This window comes from Demequina mangrovi (assembly GCF_000759715.1).
Lineage (GTDB): Bacteria > Actinomycetota > Actinomycetes > Actinomycetales > Demequinaceae > Demequina > Demequina mangrovi.
The window spans coordinates 16,210-38,828 of sequence record NZ_BBLU01000019.1 but is presented as its reverse complement, the minus strand read 5'-3'; the positions used below and the strand labels follow the sequence as shown (position 1 = coordinate 38,828).

The 22,619-nt window shown below is 71.9% G+C and carries 18 protein-coding genes; 9 read left to right on the top strand and 9 right to left on the bottom strand.

The features are described from left to right. Nucleotides 1-195: 195 nt before the first annotated feature. Together TR42_RS13090 and TR42_RS13085 are read left to right on the top strand one after the other, a co-directional pair. Nucleotides 196-3,369: a fibronectin type III domain-containing protein gene (locus TR42_RS13090; RefSeq protein ID WP_143059022.1), complete on the top strand. Its 3,174-nt coding sequence runs from the start codon at nt 196-198 to the stop codon at nt 3,367-3,369. A gap of 183 nt (nt 3,370-3,552) precedes the next feature. Then, complete coding sequence (locus TR42_RS13085) at nt 3,553-5,847, top strand: alpha-L-arabinofuranosidase family protein (RefSeq protein ID WP_052406124.1); 2,295 nt, start codon at nt 3,553-3,555, stop codon at nt 5,845-5,847. Between the two features lie 33 nt (nt 5,848-5,880). Here TR42_RS13085 and TR42_RS13080 read toward each other — a convergent pair whose 3' ends face one another. The 6 genes from TR42_RS13080 to TR42_RS13055 form a co-directional block, all read right to left on the bottom strand. Beyond that, complete coding sequence (locus tag TR42_RS13080) at nt 5,881-6,462, bottom strand: protein-L-isoaspartate O-methyltransferase family protein (protein ID WP_042216639.1); 582 nt, start codon at nt 6,460-6,462, stop codon at nt 5,881-5,883. Nucleotides 6,463-6,516: 54 nt separating this feature from the next. Then, nucleotides 6,517-6,753 carry a hypothetical protein gene (locus tag TR42_RS13075; RefSeq protein ID WP_042216638.1) on the bottom strand — a complete coding sequence of 79 codons (237 nt, stop codon included), beginning with the start codon at nt 6,751-6,753 and terminating at the stop codon, nt 6,517-6,519. Beyond that, the gene (locus tag TR42_RS13070; protein WP_081953403.1) at nt 6,750-8,033 is read right to left on the bottom strand and encodes an inorganic phosphate transporter; all 1,284 of its coding nucleotides are present in this window, start codon (nt 8,031-8,033) and stop codon (nt 6,750-6,752) included. Before TR42_RS13070 ends, TR42_RS13075 begins: the two co-directional genes overlap by 4 nt. A 133-nt stretch (nt 8,034-8,166) precedes the next feature. Next, nucleotides 8,167-8,553, bottom strand: a complete 387-nt coding sequence (locus TR42_RS13065) for a YchJ family protein (RefSeq protein ID WP_042216635.1) — start codon at nt 8,551-8,553, stop codon at nt 8,167-8,169. Beyond that, nucleotides 8,553-9,650: a threonine aldolase family protein gene (locus TR42_RS13060; RefSeq protein WP_042216633.1), complete on the bottom strand. Its 1,098-nt coding sequence runs from the start codon at nt 9,648-9,650 to the stop codon at nt 8,553-8,555. The genes TR42_RS13065 and TR42_RS13060 overlap by 1 nt, the downstream gene beginning before the upstream one ends. A 49-nt stretch (nt 9,651-9,699) precedes the next feature. Then, complete coding sequence (locus TR42_RS13055; RefSeq protein ID WP_042216632.1) at nt 9,700-10,329, bottom strand: YgjV family protein; 630 nt, start codon at nt 10,327-10,329, stop codon at nt 9,700-9,702. 77 nt (nt 10,330-10,406) lie between these two features. Here TR42_RS13055 and TR42_RS13050 point away from each other — a divergent pair, with 77 nt between their 5' ends. Together TR42_RS13050 and TR42_RS13045 are read left to right on the top strand one after the other, a co-directional pair. Next, nucleotides 10,407-10,781: an RNA-binding S4 domain-containing protein gene (locus TR42_RS13050; protein WP_042216630.1), complete on the top strand. Its 375-nt coding sequence runs from the start codon at nt 10,407-10,409 to the stop codon at nt 10,779-10,781. 298 nt (nt 10,782-11,079) lie between these two features. Next, nucleotides 11,080-11,595 carry a low molecular weight protein-tyrosine-phosphatase gene (locus TR42_RS13045; RefSeq protein WP_042216628.1) on the top strand — a complete coding sequence of 172 codons (516 nt, stop codon included), beginning with the start codon at nt 11,080-11,082 and terminating at the stop codon, nt 11,593-11,595. A 60-nt stretch (nt 11,596-11,655) separates the two neighbouring features. On the opposite strand, the gene TR42_RS13040 is transcribed toward TR42_RS13045, so the two are convergent. Further along, complete coding sequence (locus TR42_RS13040; protein ID WP_042216649.1) at nt 11,656-14,106, bottom strand: glycogen/starch/alpha-glucan phosphorylase; 2,451 nt, start codon at nt 14,104-14,106, stop codon at nt 11,656-11,658. A gap of 165 nt (nt 14,107-14,271) precedes the next feature. Here TR42_RS13040 and rfbA point away from each other — a divergent pair, with 165 nt between their 5' ends. Together rfbA and rfbB are read left to right on the top strand one after the other, a co-directional pair. After that, nucleotides 14,272-15,156: a glucose-1-phosphate thymidylyltransferase RfbA gene (gene rfbA, locus TR42_RS13035; RefSeq protein WP_042216626.1), complete on the top strand. Its 885-nt coding sequence runs from the start codon at nt 14,272-14,274 to the stop codon at nt 15,154-15,156. Then, the gene (gene rfbB, locus TR42_RS13030; protein ID WP_042216624.1) at nt 15,153-16,145 is read left to right on the top strand and encodes a dTDP-glucose 4,6-dehydratase; all 993 of its coding nucleotides are present in this window, start codon (nt 15,153-15,155) and stop codon (nt 16,143-16,145) included. Before rfbA ends, rfbB begins: the two co-directional genes overlap by 4 nt. A gap of 274 nt (nt 16,146-16,419) precedes the next feature. On the opposite strand, the gene TR42_RS13025 is transcribed toward rfbB, so the two are convergent. Continuing rightward, on the bottom strand, nt 16,420-17,601 hold the full coding sequence (locus TR42_RS13025; RefSeq protein ID WP_042216622.1) for a glycosyltransferase: 1,182 nt from the start codon (nt 17,599-17,601) through the stop codon (nt 16,420-16,422). Between the two features lie 31 nt (nt 17,602-17,632). On the opposite strand from TR42_RS13025, the gene TR42_RS13020 reads away from it, so the two are divergent. Together TR42_RS13020 and TR42_RS13015 are read left to right on the top strand one after the other, a co-directional pair. Continuing rightward, entirely contained in the window at nt 17,633-18,499 is an 867-nt protein-coding gene (locus TR42_RS13020) for an NAD-dependent epimerase/dehydratase family protein (protein ID WP_042216620.1), read from the top strand. Nucleotides 18,500-18,509: 10 nt separating this feature from the next. After that, the gene (locus tag TR42_RS13015) at nt 18,510-19,457 is read left to right on the top strand and encodes a lysylphosphatidylglycerol synthase transmembrane domain-containing protein (protein WP_042216618.1); all 948 of its coding nucleotides are present in this window, start codon (nt 18,510-18,512) and stop codon (nt 19,455-19,457) included. Here TR42_RS13015 and TR42_RS13010 read toward each other — a convergent pair. Beyond that, a complete protein-coding gene (locus tag TR42_RS13010) occupies nt 19,372-20,409 on the bottom strand; it encodes a glycosyltransferase family 2 protein (protein WP_042216616.1) in 1,038 nt (345 codons plus the stop codon). The two genes, TR42_RS13015 and TR42_RS13010, sit on opposite strands and share 86 nt — an antisense overlap. Before the next feature lie 157 nt (nt 20,410-20,566). Here TR42_RS13010 and TR42_RS13005 point away from each other — a divergent pair, with 157 nt between their 5' ends. Next, nucleotides 20,567-22,600 (top strand): bifunctional metallophosphatase/5'-nucleotidase, encoded by a 2,034-nt coding sequence (locus TR42_RS13005; RefSeq protein WP_052406122.1) that lies wholly within the window; start codon nt 20,567-20,569, stop codon nt 22,598-22,600. Nucleotides 22,601-22,619 lie beyond the last annotated feature (19 nt).

The window sequence follows — 22,619 nt, the reverse complement described above, 5'->3', positions numbered from 1 at the left end:
CCCCTCGCGCACCACTGACGAAGGCCCCCGAGGACTCCTCGGGGGCCTTTCGCGTGCCCGGGAGGTGTCGAGCATCGTCCCAGGTAGTCGTCTTGTCCGATGTGTTCCGGCGGGTCGGACGGGTGGCGCAGGAATCCTCGGGAAACCTGATCCGCTTTCCTCATCATCGACCCGCGACGGCCGATCGCGCACCCCGTGACTACTTCGAACCTGGGCGTGCCGGTGGCACGCCACCGCATCGGCGCTGCTGCGCTGCTGACCGCGCTCGTGGGCGTGGTCTGTCTCCCGTCCGCGGCTCACGCGGATCCTCTCGACCCCGACTACACGGTCGACTCCCCCTCGGTGCACCTGTCGCAGGGCTCGACGCTCGCCTCGGGCGGCGACATGTACGACGGCGGCTACCTGAGCTTCACCGTGGACGGCGCGACGTCGGGCGAGACCCTGACCCTCGACGAGGACTCATCGCCCTCGACCGCGCTCGGCGTCGTGTCGCTGGTCGACGGCGTCGTCTATCTCGGCGACGGCGCCGCCGCGAACGCGATCGGCCAGACCAGCTCGACCCTGGACGGCGAGGGCGGCTCCGAGCTGCGCGTCGAGTTCACGTCCCCGATCACCAACCCGTCCTTCGAGGAGGGCAGCCTCGGCTGGACCTCCATCGAGAGCCGCGTCGACGTCGGCGTCACGAAGATCGCCGGCTACACCATCGAGGACACGGTCGACTGGGCGGCTCGCGCGGGCCGGAACTACAGCGATCCGTCCGACCCGACCCCGGTCTACCCGCCGAACGAGGACAACAACGTTCCGAGCTCGCTGGGCTCGTACACCACCTCGGTCACCCCGGACCAGCACAGCGACGGCGCGGCCTCGCTCCGCCTGCTGAGCCAGAGCATCACGACCAGCGCCGGGAACGATGTCGTCCACGGCCCGGCCGTGTACTCGTCGGAGTTCCAGGCGACCGCGGGCGACGACATCTACTTCGACTGGCGCGCCCTGGGGGGCGACGACGCGTACGACGTGTTCGGCTACCTGCTGAACACGGAGAGCGGAGTCCAGACCGAGCTCATCGATGCGGTCGGCGCGTCGGCCACCGCCACCACCGCCTGGGCCACCGTGGATGCCGAGATCCCCGCGACCGGCACCTACCGCTTCGTCTTCGTGTCCGGCACGTTCGACTTCACGGGCGGCCTCGCCGCCGGTGCCTCGCTCTACGTCGACAACGTGCGCGTGTACGGCTCCAAGGTGTCCAGCGCGGTCGTGAACGGCCTGGTGGACCGCGTGCGCTACGCGCGCACCGCGAGCAGCCAGGCGGCGGTCCAGGAGGCTCGCAACGTCTCGGTGCACGTGGCCAACGTCGACGGCAGCGTCACCGCCGACGAGGACCTGCCCGTCACCGTGAACGCGACGACGCCCGGCACGCCCGGCGTGTCGGTGGTCACCGCCGGAGACGGTCAGATCGCGGTGACGCTCACCGCCCCCGCCTCGGACGGCGGAGCCCCGATCACGGGCTACGAGTTCTCGACCGATGGTGGTGCCACGTGGACCGCCACGCCGGGTGGTTTGCTGCTGTTCACGCTCGACGACCTGACGAACGGGCGCCTCTACGAGCTGTCCTTTCGCGCGGTGAACGGCGTCGGGGCGAGCGCCGCGACCGCCGAGCACGAGGCGACGCCGTACACCGTCCCGAACGCGCCCTCGGTGCAGTCCGCGACCGCGGGAGACGGCGCGGCCACGGTCGTCGTCGATGAGCCGGGCTTCGACGGTGGTGCACCGATCACCCAGCACCAGTACTCGATCGACGGCGGCACGACGTGGATCGAGGTGCCCGAGGTCGGCACGACCTTCACCATCACCGGACTCACGAACGGCGTGGAGTACGAGGTCGTGAGCCGCGCGATCAACGCGGCCGGCACGAGCGCGACGTCGGCAGCCGTGGCGGTGACCCCCCGCACGGTGCCGTCGGCGCCGGGCGTCGCGTCGATCACGCCGGCTGATGGCGCGGTGGAGATCGAGCTGACCGCGCCCTCCTCGGACGGCGGCTCCGCGGTCATCCGCTACGAGTACTCGATCGACGGCGGCCTCACGTGGGAGCCCTTCGCGGCGGGCGCCCCCGGCATCACGGTCACGGGCCTCACCAACGGCTCCGACTACGCGTTCACCTTCCGCGCGGTGAACGGCGCGGGAGAGGGATCCTCGTCCGGGTCGTTCCACGTCTCGCCCTACACCGTCCCCGGCGCTCCGACCGTCGCGGTCGTGTCGGTGGGCGACGGCATGGTGGAGGCTCGGATCACCGCTCCGAGCTCCAACGGCGGCAGCGCCGTGACCGGCTACGAGTACTCGCTCGACGGCGGTGCGACCTGGTCCACCGCTCCTGCGGCCGGGGCCTCCTTCTCGATCGACGGCCTGAGCAACGGCGAGGCGCACGAGCTAGTGGCGCGCGCGATCAACGTTGCGGGTGCCGGCGCATCGTCCGCCCCGGGCGCGTTCACTCCGCTGGCGGTGCCCGCCGCTCCGACCATCACGGACGTGGTCCCGATGGACGGACGCCTGGTGGTCTCCTTCGACGGCGACGACGACCCGACCTCCCTCGCCGAGCGGTACGAGTACTCGCTCGACGGAGGCGATACCTGGGCGGCCGTTCCGGACGGCGTCTCTGCGTTCACGATCTCCGGCCTGACTAACGGCCGCGAGTACGCGGTGGTGCTGCGGGGCGTCAACGCCGCCGGCGACGGGGCGGTCTCCGACCCGGCGACCGGCACGCCGGCGACCGCGCCGTGGACCGGCGCGAGCGACGAGGCCGGTGATGCGGCGACGCCCGAGCTGGAGCCGGCGGTCACCGAGATGCTCGTCGACGGTTCGCCCGTGAAGCCTGCGGTGACCGCCGCGGGCAACGAGGTCGGGATCGAGGGCGGCGGCATCCGCATCGGCATCGTCGCTCGCAACGCCGACGGCAGCGAGCGCGAGCTCACCGCCGACGGCGCGCTGATCATGGTGAACGACGGCATCGTGACGGTCTCCGGCGAGGGTCTGCTGCCCGGAAGCACGGCGGACGTCTGGGCGTTCTCGACGCCGACCTTCATCGGCTCGGTGATCGTGGGCGCCGACGGCACCTTCACGCAGGACTTCGCGGTACCGAGCACGCTCGCCGCCGGCGAGCACACCCTTCAGGTGAACGGCGTCAACGCTGCCGGCGAGACCGTGTCGGCTCAGACCGGGATCCTCGTGGCGGACGCCGACTCCGACGGCATCCTCGCGGCGACCGGGGCGTCGGGCTTCGCGGTCCTGGGCGTCGCGTTCACGCTCGTCCTCGCGGGCGGCGCGCTGCTGGCCGTCCGGCGTCGCGCGACGGTGAGCGCCATGCCGCGCGGCTGATCGCGCACCCGCGAAAGGCCCCCGAGGACTCCTCGGGGGCCTTTCGCATTCCCGATTTCGGACGGAGCGCGCCGCGGTGGCACAGTGGTGACCGGGCTCCCGCAGCGGAGCACCCCACCTGCCCAGAACCGCATCGGCGCGGCCCGTCCGCCACCGCCGCAGCGGCGCGAACGAACGGAAGACATGTCCGACACCGCTCCGGTCCCCCTCTCCCTGACCCTCGGCGAGCCGACGGGCGTGACGCTCGATCCGGACCTGTGGGGGATCTTCCTCGAGGACATCAACTGGAGCCTCGACGGCGGCCTCAACGCGGAGCTGCTGCGCAACGGCGACTTCGAGTTTACGCACGCCGACCGGCCCGGCTGGGGCCCGCTCACCGCGTGGCAGCACACCGGCGAGGTCGAGATCCGTACCGAGGACCCCGTGCACCCGCACAACGGCACCTACGTGCGCCTCACCGGCCCCGTCACCCTCACCAACGAGGGCTTCGACGCGATCCGCGTCGAGGCCGGCGCTCGCTACCGCTTCTCCGCCTTCACCTGGCGCGTCCAGGGCGTGGGCGAGGCCGCGTTGGCGATCGTCGACGCCGCCGGGGAGCCCCTCGCCCAGGCGACGCTCGCGACGCCCGAGGGCGGCTGGCACGAGGCGAGCCTCGACCTCGTCGCCGAGCGAGGCGGCCTGGGCCGCCTCCGGGTCACCGTCCCGCGCGGGCTCACGCTCGAGCTCGACGCGCTGTCGCTCCGCCCGTGCGGATCGGACGGCGAGCCGCTCACGTTCCGCCAGGACCTGGTCGACACGCTGCGCGCGCTCGAGCCCTCCTTCGTGCGCTTCCCCGGCGGCTGCGTCGCGCACGGACTCGGCCTGGGCAACCTCTACCACTGGAAGCAGACCGTCGGCCCGCGCGAGGAGCGCGTCCCGAGCTTCAACACGTGGGGCTATCACCAGTCCCGGCAGATCGGCTATCTCGAGTACTTCGAGCTCTGCGAGCTCCTCGGCGCGACCCCGATGCCCATCGTCGCCGCCGGCGTGAGCTGCCAGAACCTCCGCGGACGCGCCGCCTGCATCCCGATGGAGGACATGCCGGCCTACGTCCAGGACATCCTCGACCTCGTCGAGTTCGCCAACGGCGGCCCCGACACCCGCTGGGGCGCGCGGCGCGCGGAGCTGGGCCACCCCGAGCCCTTCGGACTGCGCTGGCTCGGCCTCGGCAACGAGGACGAGATCACGCGCGACTTCGAGGTCCGCTACGCCATGGTCGCCGAGGCGCTGGCCTCGCAGCACCCCGAGGTGACGGTCATCGGCACGGCCGGCCCGCAGCCCTTCGGGCCCGACTTCGAGCGCGGCTGGGAGTTCGCGCGCGAGCAGCGCGTCGCCGTGGTCGACGAGCACGCCTACCGCACCCCGCGCTGGTTCCACCAGAACCTCGACCGCTACGACGACTACGACCGCGAGGGCCCCGCGGTGTACTTCGGCGAGTACGCGGCCCGCACCAACAGCGTCCGGTCGGCCCTCGCAGAGGCCGCCTTCATGATCACGATGGAGCGCAACGGCGACATCGTCCGTCTCGCCTCCTACGCGCCGCTCCTCGCGCGCCTCGGCACCACCCAGTGGGTGCCGGACCTCATCTACTTCGACGCGGACGATGTCCTGCCCAGCGCCTCGTACCACGTGCAGCGGATGTTCTCGGTGGAGCGCGGAGAGGCCGTCGTCGACGTCGCGCTCGAGGGCGAGACGCACGTGCCCGTCCCGCCGCGCCCGGCCGGCAACGTGCGGCTGGCCGCCCCCGGCGCCCGGGTGCGGGTGGACGATGCGTCGATCGACGGTGCGCCCGTCGCGCCCGTCGAGGTGGGCGAGTCCGAGGTCGAGCTGGGTGCCATCGGCGCGGACGGCGTCGTCGAGCTCACCGCCACGCGCGTCGAGGGGTCCGAGGGCATGATCGTCCGCCTGGGCGGCACCGGGACCGACGACTTCCTGCAGGTCGACCTCGGCTCGTGGCAGAACAAGACCACCGTGGTCCACTCGTTCGCCGACGGCATCTCCAACGACATCGACGGACCGTACGCGCACCCGGGGATGTCGACCGACGTGCCGATGCGGGTGCGGATCGCGCTCGACGGGCCGCGGATCCGCGTGTGGGTCGACGACGAGCTCCGTCACGACCTCGTCGAGGACCGGCGCCCCGAGCAGCGCGTGGTCGCGGGCTGCACCGTGCGCACGGCGGAGGACGGGACGCGGGAGCACGTGCTGCGCCTCGTCAACGCTACGGATCGGCCGCGTCGGGCAACCTTCGCGCTCCCGGAGGGAGGGGCCGCGCTCAGGGGCGTCGCGACGGTGCTCGCGGGCGCCGACCCCGACGCGGGTCAGCCTTTCGAGGCCTCGCCGGTCGAGCCGCGCGAGGTCGCGATCGACCTCGCCGCGGGCGAGCCGTGGGAGATCCCGGCGTGGTCGTTCACCGTGGCGGTGCTGCGCGCCGGGTGACGTGCGGAGGCTCGGGCGCCCGGCGCCCGAGCCTCAGGGAGTGATCAGGGGCACGAACCGATAGCCGCCGTGCTCGGTGACCCTCGCCTCCGCGGGGTCGTCCCGGGGCGGCATGCGGCGGACCACCCGCAGCATCGTGCCGTGGACCGGTGCCACCATCACCCCGCCCGGCGCGAGCTGCGCGACCAGGTCGAGCGGCAGCGTGCGCGCCATCGCGGACACCAGGACACGGTCGAAGGGCGCCTCGTCGGGGGCGCCCAGAACGCCCGGGTCGGCCTCGACGATGCGCGCCCACGGCACTCCTGCGCCGCTCAGATGGGCGGCGCCGAGCTCGACGAGCGCGGGCACGATCTCGGTGCCGAGCACCGTGCCCTCCGGCCCGGTGAGCTCCCCGAGCAGCGCCGTGGTCCATCCCGACCCCGCGCCCACGTCGAGCACGCTCATGCCGGGCCGGACGTCGAGGAGCCGGAGCATCTCGCGGACGGTGCTCGGCTGGCTGTTGGTCTGCCCGTGTCCGATCGACAGCGGCATGTCGAGTCCGGCGGACCGCCGCGCGCCCGGAGGCAGGAAGCGGGTCCGCGGCTGCGCCGCGAACGCGTCATCGACCCGGGTCATGCCTCCAGGCAAGCACGGCTCCGCCTCGCGCGCGGGGCGCGGCGGCCGCCGAGCTCAGTGACCGCCGGCGGCGATGTACGCGACGGCGCCGAGCACCGCGACCAGCGTGATGCCGAAGCAGATCCCGCCGAGCACCTTGCGACCGGTGGGCACGTTGCCCTCGGCGTCGCGCGCGCTCGGACCGGCGACGGTCCGCACGCCCAGCGCGAAGAGCGCGGGCAGGCCGGCACCGACCAGGATGCCGAACAGCAGGACGTTGCCCAGCGCGCTCCACTCGATGTACTCGCTCATCGGTCGCCTCCCTGCTCGTGGCCTGCGACGCCCACGGCGGCACGCTCCGGGGACTCCTCGGCGTCGACCGCGCGGATCGCGTCGACGGCCTCGACGGTGTCGACGGTGTCGACGGTGTCGACGGTCGCGACCGTCTCGTCGGTCCCGGCCGGTGCGTCACCCTCGCCAGGCGCCCACTCCTCGTTGACGTTGTTGTGGTCCACGGGCTTGCGACGCGACGCGACCCAGATCGCGGCGGACAGCGCGATGAGCACGCCGAACACCACGTACGAGCCGGCCTCGCCGCCGATGACCGCGCCGAGGCCGTAGGCCAGGGCGCCGACGGTCGCGGCCGCAGGGACGGTGATGAGCCACGCGACGAACATGCGGCCCGCGACGGACCAGCGCACCGAGGCGCCCTTCATGCCGACGCCGGAGCCGAGGATCGAGCCGGTCGCGACGTGCGTGGTGGAGAGCGAGTAGCCGAAGTGGCTCGACAGCAGGATGACCGCGGCGGACGACGTCTCGGCGGCCATGCCCTGGCGCGACTCGAGCTCGACGAGGCCCTTGCCGAGCGTGCGGATGACGCGCCAGCCGCCCAAGTAGGTGCCGATCGCCATGGCGAGCGCGCAGCTGAGGATCACCCAGAACGGGACGCCCGAGTCCGCGGGGACGGCGCCGCCTGCGATGAGCGCGAGCAGGATGATGCCCATCGACTTCTGCGCGTCGTTGGTGCCGTGCGCGAGGGAGACGAGCGACGCGGAGCCGATCTGGCCCCAGCGGAACATCCTGTCGTTGTCCTCCTGCTTGACGTTGCGCGTGAGGTGCGTGACCAGGCGGGTGCCGATCGCGCCGACGATGATCGCGACCACGGGCGCGATGAGGGCCGGGAGCAGCACCTTCGCGAGGAGGCCGCCCCACAGCACGCCGGAGGTGCCGGCGGCGGCGAGCACCGCGCCGACCACGCCGCCGATGAGTGCGTGGGACGAGCTCGATGGCAGCCCTAGCAGCCATGTCAGCAGGTTCCAGAGGATGCCGCCCGCGAGGCCCGCGAGCACCACCCCCAGGGTCACGACGTTCGCGTCGACGATGCCCTTGGCGATGGTCGCCGCGACGGTGAGGGACAGGAACGCGCCGACGAGGTTGAGCGACGCGGAGAGCAGGACGGCCTGCTTCGGCTTGAGAGCCCGGGTCGCGATGGTCGTCGCCATCGCGTTGCCGGTGTCATGGAAGCCGTTGGTGAAGTCGAATGCGAGGGCCGTCGCGACCACGACGACCAGAAGGAGGAGGGACTCGGTCACGGCGACCATTGTGAGGGTCTGTCAGGGGTGATCAGTAGGCATAACGTCGCAAGGTGCCACCGACGCGGTCCCGCGGGCGCGCCGCGCCCTGTGCGATGCAAGCGCTACCAGGACACTCGATGTTCACCAAGAATTAACCGAGATCTCCCTCGACATACAGCCAGAAGCCGTTCTCACGCACGAAGCGGCTGGTCTCGCGGTGCTGACCGATCGACAGCACGCCGGTGGCGTGGTGGGCCACGAAGGTGACGGTGCCCGCATCGTCCCCCTCCTGGCCGCCCGCGGTCGCGATGACCTCGAGCCCGCGCCACTCGGTGTCCTCGAGTCCCGCGGCGACGTCGAGCGGCCGCGTGCTCGGATGCCACGTGCTCGCGAGGTACGCCGCGTCGCGCCGCACGAACGCGGTGTAGCGCGAGCGCATGAGCGCCTCGGCGGTCGGGGCATGAGCGTCGCCGCGCAGGAACGGGCGGCAGCACTCGGCGAAGGCCGCGCCGGAGCCGCAGGGGCAGGCTGCGGCCATCAGCGCGTCCTCGCCGCGGCGCCGTCGATCGCGCCCCGGACCGCGGCCGCGAAGCCGTCGACGTCCTCCGGGGTGGTGTCCCAGGCGCACATCCAGCGCGCCTCGACGGTGTCCGGCGCCGCCCCGGGCTGCCAGTCGTAGAAGCGGAACGCCGCGCGCACGGCCTCGGCGGCGGCGCGCGGCAGCTCGACGAAGACCGCGTTGGACTCGGTGTCCTGAGTGAAGCGGATCGCGCCGGCCTCCGCGAGCGGCGCGAGGGCCTCGCGCAGACGGGCGGCCATCGCGTTCGCCTGGCGGGCGTTGCGCAGCCACAGCGGCGTGCCGGTCACGTCGATCGAGGACAGCAGCGCGGTGAGCTGGGCCGACACGTAGCGCATCTTCGAGCCGAGCTGCATGGTCGACTTGCGCAGGTACGGAAGGTCGTGGGCGAGCGAGCCGCGCAGCTCGGGCGAGAGGATCACCACCGCCTCGCCCAGCATCGCGCCGTTCTTGGTGCCGCCGAAGGACAGGACGTCCGCGCCCGCGGTGGCCGTCCTGAGGTCGACGCCCAGCGCCGCGGCGGCGTTCGCGATGCGCGCGCCGTCCATGTGGACGCGCATCCCGAGCTCATGGGCGGCGTACGTGAGCTCCGCCATCTGCTCGAGCGAGTACAGCGTCCCGAGCTCGGTGCTCTGGGTCACGGACAGCACCACGGGCTGGGCGCGGTGGATGTCGCCCAGGTCGCGCGCGTAGCGGCCCAGCTGATCGGGGTCGAGGCGACCGTCCGGTGCCGGCAGCGGCAGGATCTTGAGCCCGCCGACCCGCTCGGGCGCGCCGTTCTCGTCGCTGTTGATGTGCGCGTGCTCGGAGGCGACGATGCCGCCCCAGCGCGGGCTGAGCGCCATGAGGGAGACGATGTTGGCCCCGGTGCCGTTGAAGACGGGGAAGCCGAGCGCGTGGTCGCCGAAGGTGGAGGCGATGGCCGCGTCGAAGGCCGCGGTGGCGGCATCGGCGCCGTACGCGACGTCGTGACCCTCGTTGGCGGCGGCCATGGCGGCCATGACCTCGGGGTGGACGGCGGCGTAGTTGTCGGAGGCGAAATGGACGGTGCGGTTCACCTCAGAAGTCTGTCACGGCTCGTCCGTTCCGCCCTCCCGGGAAGCGGCGCTACAGTTCCCGCACCCAGCGCGTGCCCTGCGTGCTGAAGCCCACGTTGCGCAGGTACTCGCGGTCGAGCTCGGGGCGGGTCTCGATCTCGACGCGACGGAAGCCCTCGGAGGTGAGCGCGCCGGAGTCGCGGTAGACGAACTCCCCCGGCGTGAAGTCACGGAAGCGCGGCTTCACCCAGTCGAGCTCGACCAGTCCGACGCCGCCGCCCTCGTCGCGGAGCGCGACCACGCCCACCGCCTCGTCGCCGCGGGTCACCAGGTACGTCGCGCGCCTCCCGCCCGAGGCGAGGGTGCGCGCGGCGAAGTCGGGACGATGCGCGGCGATGTCCGCGGCGTGGACCTTGAGGAAGTGCTGGAGGAACGGGTCCTCGGGCGAGACGGAGAGCACCTGGTAGACGCCCGGATCGTGGCGCTCGCGGGTGAGGCGCAGGATCCAGTAGGCGTTGATGAGGACGATCGCGCCGTTCATCGCCACGAACGGCCAGATCTCGAAGATCGTGTTGTACACCGTCGCGAGCAGCGATCCCGCGAGGTTCATCCAGCGGAAGCGCAGCATGCGCGCCTGCATGAGCGACCAGACGACCAGGATCGAGCCGATCCAGCCGAGCGCCTCCCATACGGTGTCCATGCGCTCAGCGTAGGCGGATGCAGGCACGATGCGCCGGGTGAGAGCGTCGGGCGTCGGGTGCGGCGTACCCTCGTCGGATGGCCGAGTCGGTGCGGGTGGACGCGTGGGTGTGGGCGGTGCGCCTGTACAAGACGCGCTCGCTGGCGACCGCCGCCTGCCGCGCCGGTCACGTGCGGATCGACGGCGAGCGCGCGAAGCCCGCGCAGAAGGTGGGCGTGGGCAGCACGGTCGAGGTGCGCGGCGGCGAGCGCGTGCGCATCGTCGAGGTGCGCCAGCTGCTGTCCAAGCGCGTCGGTGCGCCCGTCGCGCAGGCCGCGTATCTCGATCACAGCCCGCCGCCTCCGCCCAAGGAGCTCGCCTCGCCGTTCGGGCAGCGCGACCGCGGCGCCGGCCGGCCCACCAAGAAGGAGCGCCGCGAGATCGACCGCCTGCGCGGTCGCGCCCGCGGCTAGGGCGAGGGCTCGTCGCGGCTCGCTCGGACGCTCGAGCCGGCCGCACCGGCGCCGTGGGTCCGGTGCGCGATGAGCGCGCGGTGCCGATGCCCGTGTCCGGGTCCTCGCACTTCTCATGCACGAACGACGTGCCTCTGCGCTCGCGCCTTTCATGCGCGAACGACGTGCCTGCGCGCTCGTGCTTCACATGCGCGAACGACGTACCTGCGCGCTCGCGCGTGAAAAGTGCGAGGACCCGGCACCTCACATGTCTCTCCCGCAGCGGCACGCCGGACCCGGGCGCTGCGATGATGGCGCCATGACCTCACCGTTCCGGATCATGACCGTCTGCACCGGCAACATCTGCCGCTCGCCCATGGCCGAGGTGGTGCTCAAGGCGCGGCTCGCGGAGGCCGGGCTCGGCGACGCGGTCGAGGTGACCTCGACGGGCGTGAGCGACGAGGAGCGCGGCAACCCCATCGACCGCCGCGCCGCCGTGGTGCTGCGCGACGCGGGCTACATCGTCCCCCGGCGTGCGGCGCGGCGGGTCACCGCCGCGGACCTCGGCTCCGCCGATCTGGTGCTCGCCATGACCGAGGGCCACGCCCGCCGGCTCCGCGTCCTCACGGACCGTCCCGTGGTGCGCCTCTACCGCGAGTTCGACCCCGAGGCGCCCGCGCTGATCGAGGGCCGCGAGCAGGACCTCGACATCGACGACCCCTGGTACGGCGGGATCGAGGACTTCCGCGTCACGCTCGCGCAGGTCGAGGCGGGCGCGGGCGGCGTGGTCGCCGCGGTCCGCGAGGCGCTCACGGGAGCGGTCGACCCCCGCTGAGCGCCGCGCCCGGTGGGACGATGCGCCGGCCGGAACCGCCGCATCGTCCCCGAGGGGGCCTCAATCCGCCTGGTGCACCGGCTTCGCGCCCCAGATGCGGTCGAGGTAGTCCTGGATCGAGCGGTCCGAGCTGAAGAAGCCCGAGCGCGCGACGTTGAGGACGGCGGAGCGGCTCCACGCCTCGTGGTCGGCGTAGGCCTCCTCGACCCGCTCCTGCGCGTCGATGTACGCGCGGAAGTCCGCGAGGGCCATGAAGCGGTCGCGCTCGGTGAGGCTCGAGAAGATCGACGCCACCGCGCCGCCCCGCTCGCCGCCCGTGAACGCGCCCGAGGCGAGCAGGTCCAGCGCCGCCTTGAGCTCGGGGTCGGACTCGTAGTACTCGCCCGGGTCGTAACCGGCCGCCTGAAGCTCCGCGGCCTCGGGCTCGGTCATGCCGAAGAGGAAGAAGTTCTCGTCGCCCACGAGCTGGCGGATCTCGACGTTCGCGCCGTCGTCCGTGCCGATGGTGAGCGCGCCGTTGAGCGCGAACTTCATGTTGCCCGTGCCGGACGCCTCCTTGCCCGCGAGCGAGATCTGCTCGGACAGGTCGGCGGCAGGGATGAGCGTCTCGGCGAGCCCCACGTTGTAGTTGGCCGGGAAGACCACCTTGAGCCGGCCCTGGAGCGCCGGGTCGATGTTGATGGTGGCGCCGACCGCGTTGATGAGCTCGATGGTCTCCTTGGCGCGGACGTAGCCGGGCGCGGCCTTCGCGCCGAACACGAACGTGCGCGGCGTGACCGACTCCAGCGGCAGGCGACCCGAGGTGATGCCCTCGTACAGCGACACGATGTGCAGGAGCTTGAGGCTCTGGCGCTTGTACTCGTGGAGCCGCTTGACCATCGCGTCGAGCATCGCATCGCCCGCGATCTCGAGGCCGTCGCGCTCCGCGAGCACCCGCGCGAGGCGGTGCTTGTTCGCGCCCTTGATCTCGCGGAAGCGGCGGCGGAACTCCGCATCGTCCGCGAGCGGCTCGAGGCCGCGCAGCTGCTCGAGGTCGGTGATCCAGCCGTCGCCGATCGCCTCGGTGATGAGCCCCGACAGCCCGGGGTTCGCGAGCCTGACGAAGCGTCGGGGCGTGACACCGTTGGTGACGTTGGTGAACTTGTCCGGCCACAGCTCCGCGAAGTCGTTGAGGACCTTGTCCCGCAGCAGCTCGGAGTGCAGCGCCGCGACGCCGTTGACCTTGAAGCCCGCGACGGTCGCGAGGTGCGCCATCCGGACCGAGCGCTCGGGCTGCTCGGCGATGATCGACATGCGGCGCACGCGGAGCTCGTCGCCCGGGTAGGTCGCGCGCAGCTCCTCGAGGAAGCCCTCGTTGATGCGGTAGATGATCTCGAGGTGGCGCGGCAGCAGGCGTCCGAGCAGGTCCACGGACCACACCTCGAGCGCCTCGGGCAGCAGCGTGTGGCAGGTGTACGCGAAGACCTTCTGCGTCACCTCCCACGCCTCGTCCCAGCCCCAGCCGCGCTCGTCGACCAGGATGCGCATGAGCTCGGGCACCGCGATCACCGGGTGGGTGTCGTTGAGCTGCCAGGTGATGCGCTCCGGGAGGCGGTGGAGGTCGTAGTCGTCGGGCAGCACCGTCTCGAGGAAGTCGCGCAGCGACGCGGCCACGAAGAAGTACTGCTGCTGCAGGCGCAGCTCCTTGCCCTGGGGCGTCGAGTCCTCGGGGTAGAGCACCTTGGAGATGTTCTCCGCGAAGGTGCGCGCCCGGACCGCCTCGGCGTAGTCGCCGGCGTTGAAGATCGCGAGGTCGAACTCGTGCTGAGCCTTCGCGCTCCACAGCCGCAGCGTGTTGACGCGGCCGTTGCGGTAGCCCGGCACCATGTAGTTGTACGGCACCGCGGTGACGTGCCAGTCCGGGATCCACGTGCGCGCGACGTCGCTGCCCTCGACCGCCTCGGTGCGGCCGCCGAAGGACACCTCGACCGCGTTCTCCGGGTGGGGGATCTCCCACGGCGAGCCCAGGCGCAGCCAGTGGTCCGGCTTCTCGACCTGCTTGCCGTCGACGAAGGTCTGACGGAAGATCCCGTACTCGTAGCGGATGCCGTAGCCGATCGACGGCACGTTGAGCGTCGCGAGCGAGTCGATGAAGCACGCGGCGAGGCGGCCGAGGCCGCCGTTGCCGAGGCCCGGCTCGATCTCGACGCTGCGCAGCTCGTCGATGTCGACGCCCAGGAGCCGCAGCGACTCCGCGGCGATCTCCTCGAGATCCGTCGCGAGCAGGGCGTTCTCGAGCTGCGGGCCCAGGAGGAACTCGGCGGACAGGTACGCGACCGTCTTCGCCTGGTCGCGGTACTGGTGCCGCAGCGCGGTGAGCCACCGCGTCGAGAGGTAGTGGCGCACGGTGCGCGCCAGCGCGAGGTACTTGTCGTTCGCCGATGCCCGGTCGAGGTCGACGCCCTGCCCGTAGTTGATCTCGTGCAGGAACTGCCACGTGAAGGCCTCGACGGTGTGGTCGGGAGCGGCCATGGGAGGCGTGTAGTCGTTCACATTTGCCAATGTAGGCGTTGTCGGGCCTGGTCGCCTGGGCCGTCGCACAGTTTTAACATTCGGCGCGTCCGGACGAGGCACCTTGCGGGGCTCTGCCCGACCGTCGGTGGCGCCGCATCGTCCCTGCACGGCAGACTGGCGCCCATGCGCGGCATCATCCTCGCGGGCGGCTCAGGGACGCGCCTGCACCCCATCACCCAGGGAGTCTCGAAGCAGCTGCTCCCCGTCTACGACAAGCCGCTCGTCTACTACCCTCTCTCGACGCTGCTGCTCGCCGGCATCGACGAGATCCTGGTGATCAGCACCCCGCACGATCTCCCGCAGTTCCAGCGGCTGCTCGGCGACGGCTCGCGCTTCGGGATCTCGCTCAGCTACGCGGAGCAGCCCGAGCCTCAGGGCCTCGCGCAGGCCTTCACCATCGGCGCGGACTTCATCGGCGACGAGCGCGTGGCGCTGGTGCTCGGCGACAACGTCTTCTACGGCCCCGGCCTGGGCCTGCACCTCCAGCGCTTCGCGGAGGTCGACGGCGGCGCGGTGTTCGCGTATCACGTGGCCGATCCGCGCGCCTACGGCGTGGTGGAGTTCGACGACGAGGGGCGCGCGCTGTCGCTCGAGGAGAAGCCCGAGAGCCCGCGCTCCGAGTACGCCGTCCCCGGCCTCTACTTCTACGACAACGAGGTGGTCGAGATCGCGCGCACCATCGCGCCCTCGCCCCGCGGCGAGTACGAGATCACCTCGATCAACCAGCACTACCTCGAGCGCGGCCGCCTCCATGTCGAGGTGCTCCCGCGCGGCACCGCGTGGCTCGACACCGGCACGTTCGACTCGCTGCTCGAGGCCAGCCAGTTCGTGCAGGCCGTCGAGCGCCGCCAGGGGCTGAAGATCGGCGCGCCCGAGGAGATCGCGTGGCGCCGCGGCCTCCTCACCGACGACGAGCTGCGCTCGCGAGCCGAGGCGCTGGTGAAGTCGGGCTACGGCCAGTACCTGCTGTCGCTGCTCGAGCGCTCGGCGGTCGGGGCGTCCCGATGAGGCTGCTGGTCACGGGTGGGGCGGGGTTCATCGGGGCGAACTTCGTGCGGCTGACGCTGTCGCATCGTCCGGACGTGTCGGTGACGGTGCTGGACCTGCTCACCTATGCGGGCAACACGGCGTCGCTGCCGGAGGACCCGCGGGTGACGCTGGTCAAGGGCGACATCGCGGATGCGGAGATGGTCGACGCGCTGGTGCGCGAGGCCGATGCGGTGGTCCACTTCGCGGCCGAGTCCCACAACGACAACTCGCTGGACGACCCGTGGCCGTTCGTGCACACCAACCTGGTGGGCACGTTCCAGCTGCTCGAGGCGGCCCGACGCCACCGGGTGCGCTTCCATCACGTCAGCACGGACGAGGTCTACGGCGACCTGCCGCTCGAGGGTGGGGAGCGCTTCACGCCGGACACGCCGTACAACCCGTCGTCGCCGTACTCGTCGACCAAGGCAGGCTCGGACCTCATGGTCCGTGCGTGGGTGCGGTCCTTCGGGCTCGAGGCGACCATCTCGAACTGCTCGAACAACTACGGGCCCTTCCAGCACGTGGAGAAGTTCATCCCCCGCCAGATCACCAACCTGATCGACGGGGTGCGGCCCAAGCTCTACGGGGCCGGTCTGAACGTGCGCGACTGGATCCACGTCGACGACCACAACCGGGCCGTGTGGACCATCCTCGAGTCCGGCCGCATCGGCGAGACCTATCTCATCGGCGCCGACGGGGAGGTCGACAACAGGACCGTCATCGAGACGATCCTCGAGCTGACGGGGCACGAGCCGACCGACTACGACCACGTCGCCGACCGCCCCGGACACGACCTCAGGTACGCCATCGACGCGACCCGGCTGCGCGAGGAGCTCGGCTGGGAGCCCGTCTACCCCGACTTCCGTGCCGGCCTGGCCGCGACCATCGACTGGTACCGCGCCCACGAGGCCTGGTGGCGACCCCAGAAGCTCGAGACCGAGCTGAGGTACCAGCGCCTCGGGCGGTAGGGGGCGCTTCCCCCGAAGTGGTAGGTGAGGGTCGCTTCTCGCGGATTCTCCCCTCGCAGCGGTAGCTGAGTGTCGGCGCCGGGGCCCGGCTGCGAATACCCGGCGCGCGGCACAGGCCCGGCGCTGCGGCAACGGGATCGGTTGGGGATCGACGCTCACCTCCCGCTGCAGCGCCGCGACCTGCCAGAACCGACACTGAACCACCACTGCCGCGGTGAGACTTCGCAGAACCGACACTCACCTACCACTTGCGCTGGTGGGGGGAGGGGCGGAGTCAGCCGATGACGTCGTGGAACAGCGCCCGGTAGCGCGCTCCCACCGCCTCGACCGAGTACTCCTGCGCGCGCTCGCGCGCGGCGACCCCCAGCGCGGCGCGCAGCTCCTGGTCCTCGACGATCACCTCGAGGCTGCGGGCGAGCGCATCGGGGTCGCCCTCGGGCACGAGCACGCCTGAGTGTCCCGCCTGGATCGCCTCGTTGAGCCCCGGCAGGTCCGAGGCGACCACCGCGCAGCCGGCGCCCATCGCCTCGAGCATCGCGACGGGCAGCCCGTCCTGGTCGCCCGAGGCCGCGCGGCGTGACGGGAACACCGCGATGCCCGACCGCGACAGCGCCGCGTCCAGCTCGGCGCGACCCAGCTGGCCCAGGAACGTCACCCGCAGCCCCTCGGCCTGCGCCTCGAGGCGAGCGCGCTCGGGGCCGTCGCCCACGATGGTGAGGTCGAGCCGCGCATGCGTGCGCCGCATCGCCTCGAGCAGCACGTCGAAGCCCTTCTTCTCGACCAGTCGGCCCACCGCGAGGAGGTGCACCGGGTGCTTGCGCGTCGCGGGCTTGGCGGTCTGGCGGTCGTCGTGCGCGAGCGAGCCGACGCGCGCCCCCATGGGGATCACGTGCGTGGTCGCGGGGTCCGCCCCCAGCGCGAGGACGCGTTCGCGCATGTCGGCGTTCATCACCGTGACCGCCGAGGCGGCGCGCATCACTCGCGACTTCTGCGCCCGGGCTGGGGCGTTGTCGAGCGCGTAGAGGTCGCCGCCCAGCGTGGTGACGACGGTGGGCACGGAGGAGGCGTACCGCCGCGCGACGATGCCCTGCGGGATGATCCAGTGCGCATGGATCGCGTCGGGCCGGAAGTCGCGGATCTCGCGCCGCAGCGCGCTCGCCAGCCCGCCGAGCAGGAACGGCACCTGCGCGAGCCGCGACCGCCGCGCCCGGACGTTCTCGAGGATCGCGCCGTCGGCGAGGTCCTCCCAGCGCTCCGGGAAGTAGCGGTAGCGGACCACCTCGACCGTGTCGCTCAGCCGCTCGGCGGTCGCCGCGCCGGGGACCGCCGGGGCGAGCACCCGCACCTCGAACTCGCGGCCCAGCTCGCGCGACAGATCCGCGACGAAGGCGGGCGTCCCGTCGCCCTCGCGTGCGGGCAGCGTCGAGGTCAGGACGAGCACGCGCGGCAGCGCCATAGGATGAACTCCGACGTGGAGAGGCGGGTGGGTGAGCACAGTGTATGACGTGGCCGTGGTCGGCTCGGGCGGCTTCCTCGGCTCCACGATCGCAGCGCATCTCACCTCCGCGGGCGCCGCCGTCACCGGATTCACCAGGGAAGACCCGATCCTGGCGGACGATGCGCTCGCGCCGCGCGCGCACGACGTCCCGGTGATCGTGTGGGCCGCCGGGGGCATCACCCCCACCGTCGCGGCGGAGGATCCGGACGCCGTCGAGGCAGAGCTGGACGCCTTCCGCGCCTTCGCCCGTGCGGCCGCCGCGCGACCCGTCCCGCCGCGCATCGTGCTGCTGTCCTCGGGAGGAGCGATCTACGGCCGTCCCGCCGTCCCGCCCTACGCGGAGTCCGAGCCGCCGCACCCGCCCAACGCGTACGGCGCGTACAAGCTGGCGCAGGAGCGCATCGTCTCCGAGGCGGGGCTCGACCTCACCGCGATCCGCATCGCGAACGCGTACGGACCCGCCCAGCGCGGCGCGCGCGGGCAGGGCGTGCTCGCGATCTGGATGCGAGAGGTCCGTGAGGGCCGCGCCGTCACGCTTCACGGCGACGGCGCGGTCGCGCGCGACTACGTTCACGCCGACGACGTCGCCGACCTGGTCGCGCGGGTGATCGCGCATGAGGCGCCGCCCCGCGTGGTCAACTGCGGCTCCGGGACGCCGACCTCGCTCGCGGACCTCCTCGCGCTGCTGAGGGAGGTGGCGGGCGATGCGCTCCGGGTCGAGCAGCTCCCGCATCGCGGCGTCGACCCGGACTCGACGTGGCTCGACGTCGCGCGGGCGCGCAACGAGCTCGGCTGGGAGCCGCGCATCGCGCTCGCCGACGGCATCGCCGACATGTGGGCGCGGACCTCCGCATGAGGGCCGCGTCGTGAGGGCCGCGCTGCGCTGGGGCTTCCTGGCCGTCGCCGTCGTGCTGCTCGCGTGGGCGGTGATCACCGGCTGGGACGAGGTCTCGGCGGCGCTGCGCGACCTCACCTGGGGTGCGATCGTCGGGGCGCTCGCGGCCTGCGTGCTCGCGCTCGGCGTCAACGCGATGTCCTGGCGCGCGGTCATGCGCGCGATCGGCCTCACCGCGACCGTGCCCGAGGCGCTGCGGGTCTTCCTGCTGTCGCAGGTGGGCAAGTACGTGCCGGGATCCGTGTGGCCGGTGCTCGCGCAGGCCGAGTTCGCGCGCGACCACGGCGTGAGCCGGCCTCGCGCGATGACGGGGTCGATCGTCGCGATGGTGGTGGGCGTGGTGACGTCCGCGATCGTCGGCGCGGTGGGGCTGGTGCTCGCCGTGCCGGACGCGCTCGCGACCTACTGGTGGGTGCTCGTGGTCGCGGCGGCGCTCGCGGCGCTGCTGGTGCCCGCGGTGCTCGCCCGCGTGGTCGCGCTCGCCTTCCGCGTCACGCGTCGCGACGAGGAGCCGGCCCGCATCGGCGGCCGCGCGCTGCTGGCCTCGGCCGCGTGGTCGGCGCTCATGTGGGTGGTGCTCGGCGTCCACGCATGGCTGCTGCTGCGCGAGCTCGCGCCGGGCGCGGGCCTCGTCATCGCGACGGGCGCCTTCGCGTTCGCGTGGCTGGTCGGCTTCCTCGTGGTGGTCGCGCCGGCCGGGGCGGGCGCGCGCGAGGCCGCGCTGGCGCTGGTGCTCGCGCCCGTCGCCACGCCCGCGCAGGCGTTGAGCCTCGCGCTCGTGAGCCGCTTCCTCATGACGGCGGCCGATGCGATCGGGCTGGCCGCCGGGATCGCTATCGGCGGACGACGTCCCGCGGCTCGGCGGGCTCAGGCTCCGGAGCCGCCTCGGGAGACGGGGCCGGGTCCGCAGGACGCGTGACCGCGATCGGCGTGATCGGCCCGTACTGCTGCTCCTTGAGACGCTCGAGCTGATCCTCCGCGAGGATGCGGTTGGTCTTCTGCAGGTCCGAGAGCACGCCGAGCGCGACGCAGATGATCGCGGCGGACAGCAGCGCGAGGCCGAGCATGAGCGACTGGATGTGGTTGCCGTCGTCCCCCAGCACGCGCAGCACGGCGAAGCGCACGTAGGGGAAGACGCCGACCACCCCGAACAGCGTCGCGAGCGACGCGAAGATGCCCCACGGCCGGAACATGATGTACGAGCGCAGGATCGCCTGGCCCGACTTCATCATGTGCTCGAACACGTTCTTGAACAGGCGCGACTCGCGCGTCTTCGGGTTGGTCTCCACCGGCACCGAGGCGATGGCGAGGCGCTTGTTGCCCGCCTGGATGATCGTCTCCATGCAGTAGCTGAACTGCGTGATGATGTTGAGCCGGTAGAGCGAGAAGCGCGAGTACGCCCGGAAGCCCGAGGCGGCGTCCGGAAGGCGCGTCCCGGCGGCCTGGTTCACCACCCACGACCCGAAGCGCTGCATCGTCTTCTTGAACGGCGAGAAGTGCGCGATCGTCTGCGTCTGGCGGTCGCCGATGACGATCTCGGCCTCGCCCGCGAGGATCGGCGCGACCAGGTCGGGGATGCGCTCCTGCGGGTACTGGTTGTCGCCGTCGGTGTTGACCACAATGTCCGCGCCGCCGCGCAGCGCGTGCTCGACGCCGTCGCGGAACGAGCGCGCGAGGCCCATGGTGCGCGCGTGCCGGATCACCGTGGCGCCGTACGAACGCGCCACCTCGGAGGTGCGGTCCGTCGAACCGTCGTCGATCACCAGGATCTCGATCTCGTCGACCCCGGGGATGCGCGTCGGGATCGACTCGAGCACGAGGGGCAGCGTCGTCTCCTCGTTGAGGCACGGGACCTGGATGACCACCTTCACAGTCCCAGGGTAGTGCGGGACCTCGTCCGAGATGTCAGGCGTGTGACGCCGACGTGAGCGTCGGGTGAAATGTGGGAATTGTCATGCCGTGCGAGCCGCGGACCGCCTAGTGTCGGGATCGTCCCTTATGCGCTCGCACGAAAGGATATGAGCGAGAATGACACGCACTGCTGCCACGAGGGCGCGGATCGCGGGGGCCGCCGGCGTCGCCGGCCTCCTCGCCGCCGCCCTCGCCGTCCCCGCCTCCGCAGCCGAGGAGGGTCAGACCGATATCCAGATCCTCGGCATCAACGACTTCCACGGGCGCATCCTGCCCGACTCCTTCGGCGGATCCGCCGGCGCCGCATCGATGGCGACCGGCGTCGCCGAGCTCGAGGCGCTCTACCCCAACACGGTCTTCGCCGCCGCGGGCGACCTCATCGGCGCCTCGACGTTCGAGAGCTTCATCGCGCACGACAAGCCGACCATCGACGTGCTCAACGCCATGGACCTCGACGTCTCCTCGGTGGGCAACCACGAGTTCGACCAGGGGTACCTGGACCTCGTCGACCGGGTGATGGCGCCCTACGACCCCGTCACCAACCCGTACGGCGGCGCGTCCTGGGAGTACCTGGGCGCCAACGTGCGCTTCGTCGACACCGGCGACCCCGCGCTGCCCGAGACCTGGATCCAGACCTTCGGCGAGATCGAGGTCGGCTTCATCGGAGCGGTGACCGAGGAGACCCCGTCGCTCGTCTCGCCCGACGGCGTCGCGATGCTCGAGTTCGAGGACGAGGCGCTCGCGGCCAACCGCAGCGCCGCGGTCCTCGAGGACGAGGGTGCCGACGTGGTGATCCTGCTGGTCCACGAGGGCGCGCCGACCGTCGAGTACGCGGACGCGGTCGACACCTCGAACAACTTCGGGCAGATGCTCGCGGACCTCGATCCCAGCATCGACGCCGTGATCTCCGGCCACACGCACATGGCCTACGACCACGACGTGCCCGTCGCGGAGTGGGCAGGCAACGCGGTGACCGAGCGGCCGGTCGTCTCGGCAGGCCAGTACGGCATGTACCTCAACCAGCTCATCTTCACGGTGGACGATGCGACGGGCGAGATCGTGTCGATCGACAGCTCCCTCATCGACCTGTGGGAGAGCGGCGCCGACGCGCCGGTCTTCCCGGAGGACCCGGACGTGGCCGCGATCGTCGCGCTCGCGGCGGAGGAGGCCGACGAGCTCGGCGCGGTCGAGCTCGGCGACCTCGACGGGCCGCTGTACCGCGCCCGCATCGAGGGCGGCTCGTCCGGCTCCTCGCGCGGCGCGGAGTCGACGCTCGGCAACGCCGTGGCGGAGGTCCAGAAGGACGCCACGGAGACGCTCGGGGTGGAGCTCGCCTTCATGAACCCGGGCGGCCTGCGCGCCGACATGCTCGGCGCGGCGGCGGGCACCGGCGACTACCCGAGCCCCGTCACCTACAAGGAGGCCGCGGGCGTCCAGCCGTTCGCCAACACGTTGGTGGCGATGACGCTCACGGGCGAGCAGGTCGCCGCGGTGCTCGAGGAGCAGTGGCAGCCCGACGGGTCGTCGCGGCCGTTCCTGCGGCTCGGCACCTCGGACGGCTTCGCGTACACCTACGACCCGACCGCCGAGGCCGGGTCCCGGATCCTCGAGATGACCCTCGACGGCGAGCCGATCGCGCCCGCGGACACCGTCCGCGTGGTGGTGAACTCGTTCCTCGCCGCGGGCGGCGACAACTTCACCACCTTCGCCGAGGGTACCGATCGCGCCGACTCGGGCCGCATCGACCTCAACGCGATGGTCGACTACCTGGCCGACTACGGCTCGATCGGCCCGGACTACGCCCAGCATTCGGTGGGTGTGACCGGCACCGACGGCCTCCAGGCCGGCTCGGAGGCGACCCTCGAGCTCTCCTCGCTGGCCTTCACCGGCGCGGGCGAGCCGGTCGACGAGACGGTGACGGTGAAGCTCGGCAAGGTCACGCTCGGCGAGTTCGCGGTCGACGGCTCGCTTCCCACCGACCTCTACGACGAGCAGGGCACGGCGGCCGTGACGTTCACGGTCCCCAAGCGCCTCAAGGGCGAGCAGACGCTCACCATCACCGGCGCGACCACCGGCACCGAGGTGTCGATGACCGTCGAGGTCGAGAAGAAGGCGAAGAAGGACAAGAAGCCGAAGAAGCGCCGCCGGTAACGGAGGCGTCTCTCCCGCG

Excerpts from the sequence above, each read along its gene's own strand:
- TR42_RS13075 (WP_042216638.1), bottom strand. The coding sequence starts at position 6,753 with ATGAGCGAGTACATCGAGTGGAGCGCGCTGGGCAACGTCCTGCTGTTC.
- TR42_RS13040 (WP_042216649.1), bottom strand. The coding sequence starts at position 14,106 with ATGGCCGCTCCCGACCACACCGTCGAGGCCTTCACGTGGCAGTTCCTG.
- TR42_RS13045 (WP_042216628.1), top strand. The coding sequence starts at position 11,080 with ATGACCTCACCGTTCCGGATCATGACCGTCTGCACCGGCAACATCTGC.
- TR42_RS13065 (WP_042216635.1), bottom strand. The coding sequence starts at position 8,553 with ATGGCCGCAGCCTGCCCCTGCGGCTCCGGCGCGGCCTTCGCCGAGTGC.
- rfbB (WP_042216624.1), top strand. The coding sequence starts at position 15,153 with ATGAGGCTGCTGGTCACGGGTGGGGCGGGGTTCATCGGGGCGAACTTC.
- TR42_RS13055 (WP_042216632.1), bottom strand. The coding sequence starts at position 10,329 with ATGGACACCGTATGGGAGGCGCTCGGCTGGATCGGCTCGATCCTGGTC.
- TR42_RS13080 (WP_042216639.1), bottom strand. The coding sequence starts at position 6,462 with ATGACCCGGGTCGATGACGCGTTCGCGGCGCAGCCGCGGACCCGCTTC.
- TR42_RS13025 (WP_042216622.1), bottom strand. The coding sequence starts at position 17,601 with ATGGCGCTGCCGCGCGTGCTCGTCCTGACCTCGACGCTGCCCGCACGC.
- TR42_RS13085 (WP_052406124.1), top strand. The coding sequence starts at position 3,553 with ATGTCCGACACCGCTCCGGTCCCCCTCTCCCTGACCCTCGGCGAGCCG.
- rfbA (WP_042216626.1), top strand. The coding sequence starts at position 14,272 with ATGCGCGGCATCATCCTCGCGGGCGGCTCAGGGACGCGCCTGCACCCC.
- TR42_RS13005 (WP_052406122.1), top strand. The coding sequence starts at position 20,567 with ATGACACGCACTGCTGCCACGAGGGCGCGGATCGCGGGGGCCGCCGGC.
- TR42_RS13050 (WP_042216630.1), top strand. The coding sequence starts at position 10,407 with ATGGCCGAGTCGGTGCGGGTGGACGCGTGGGTGTGGGCGGTGCGCCTG.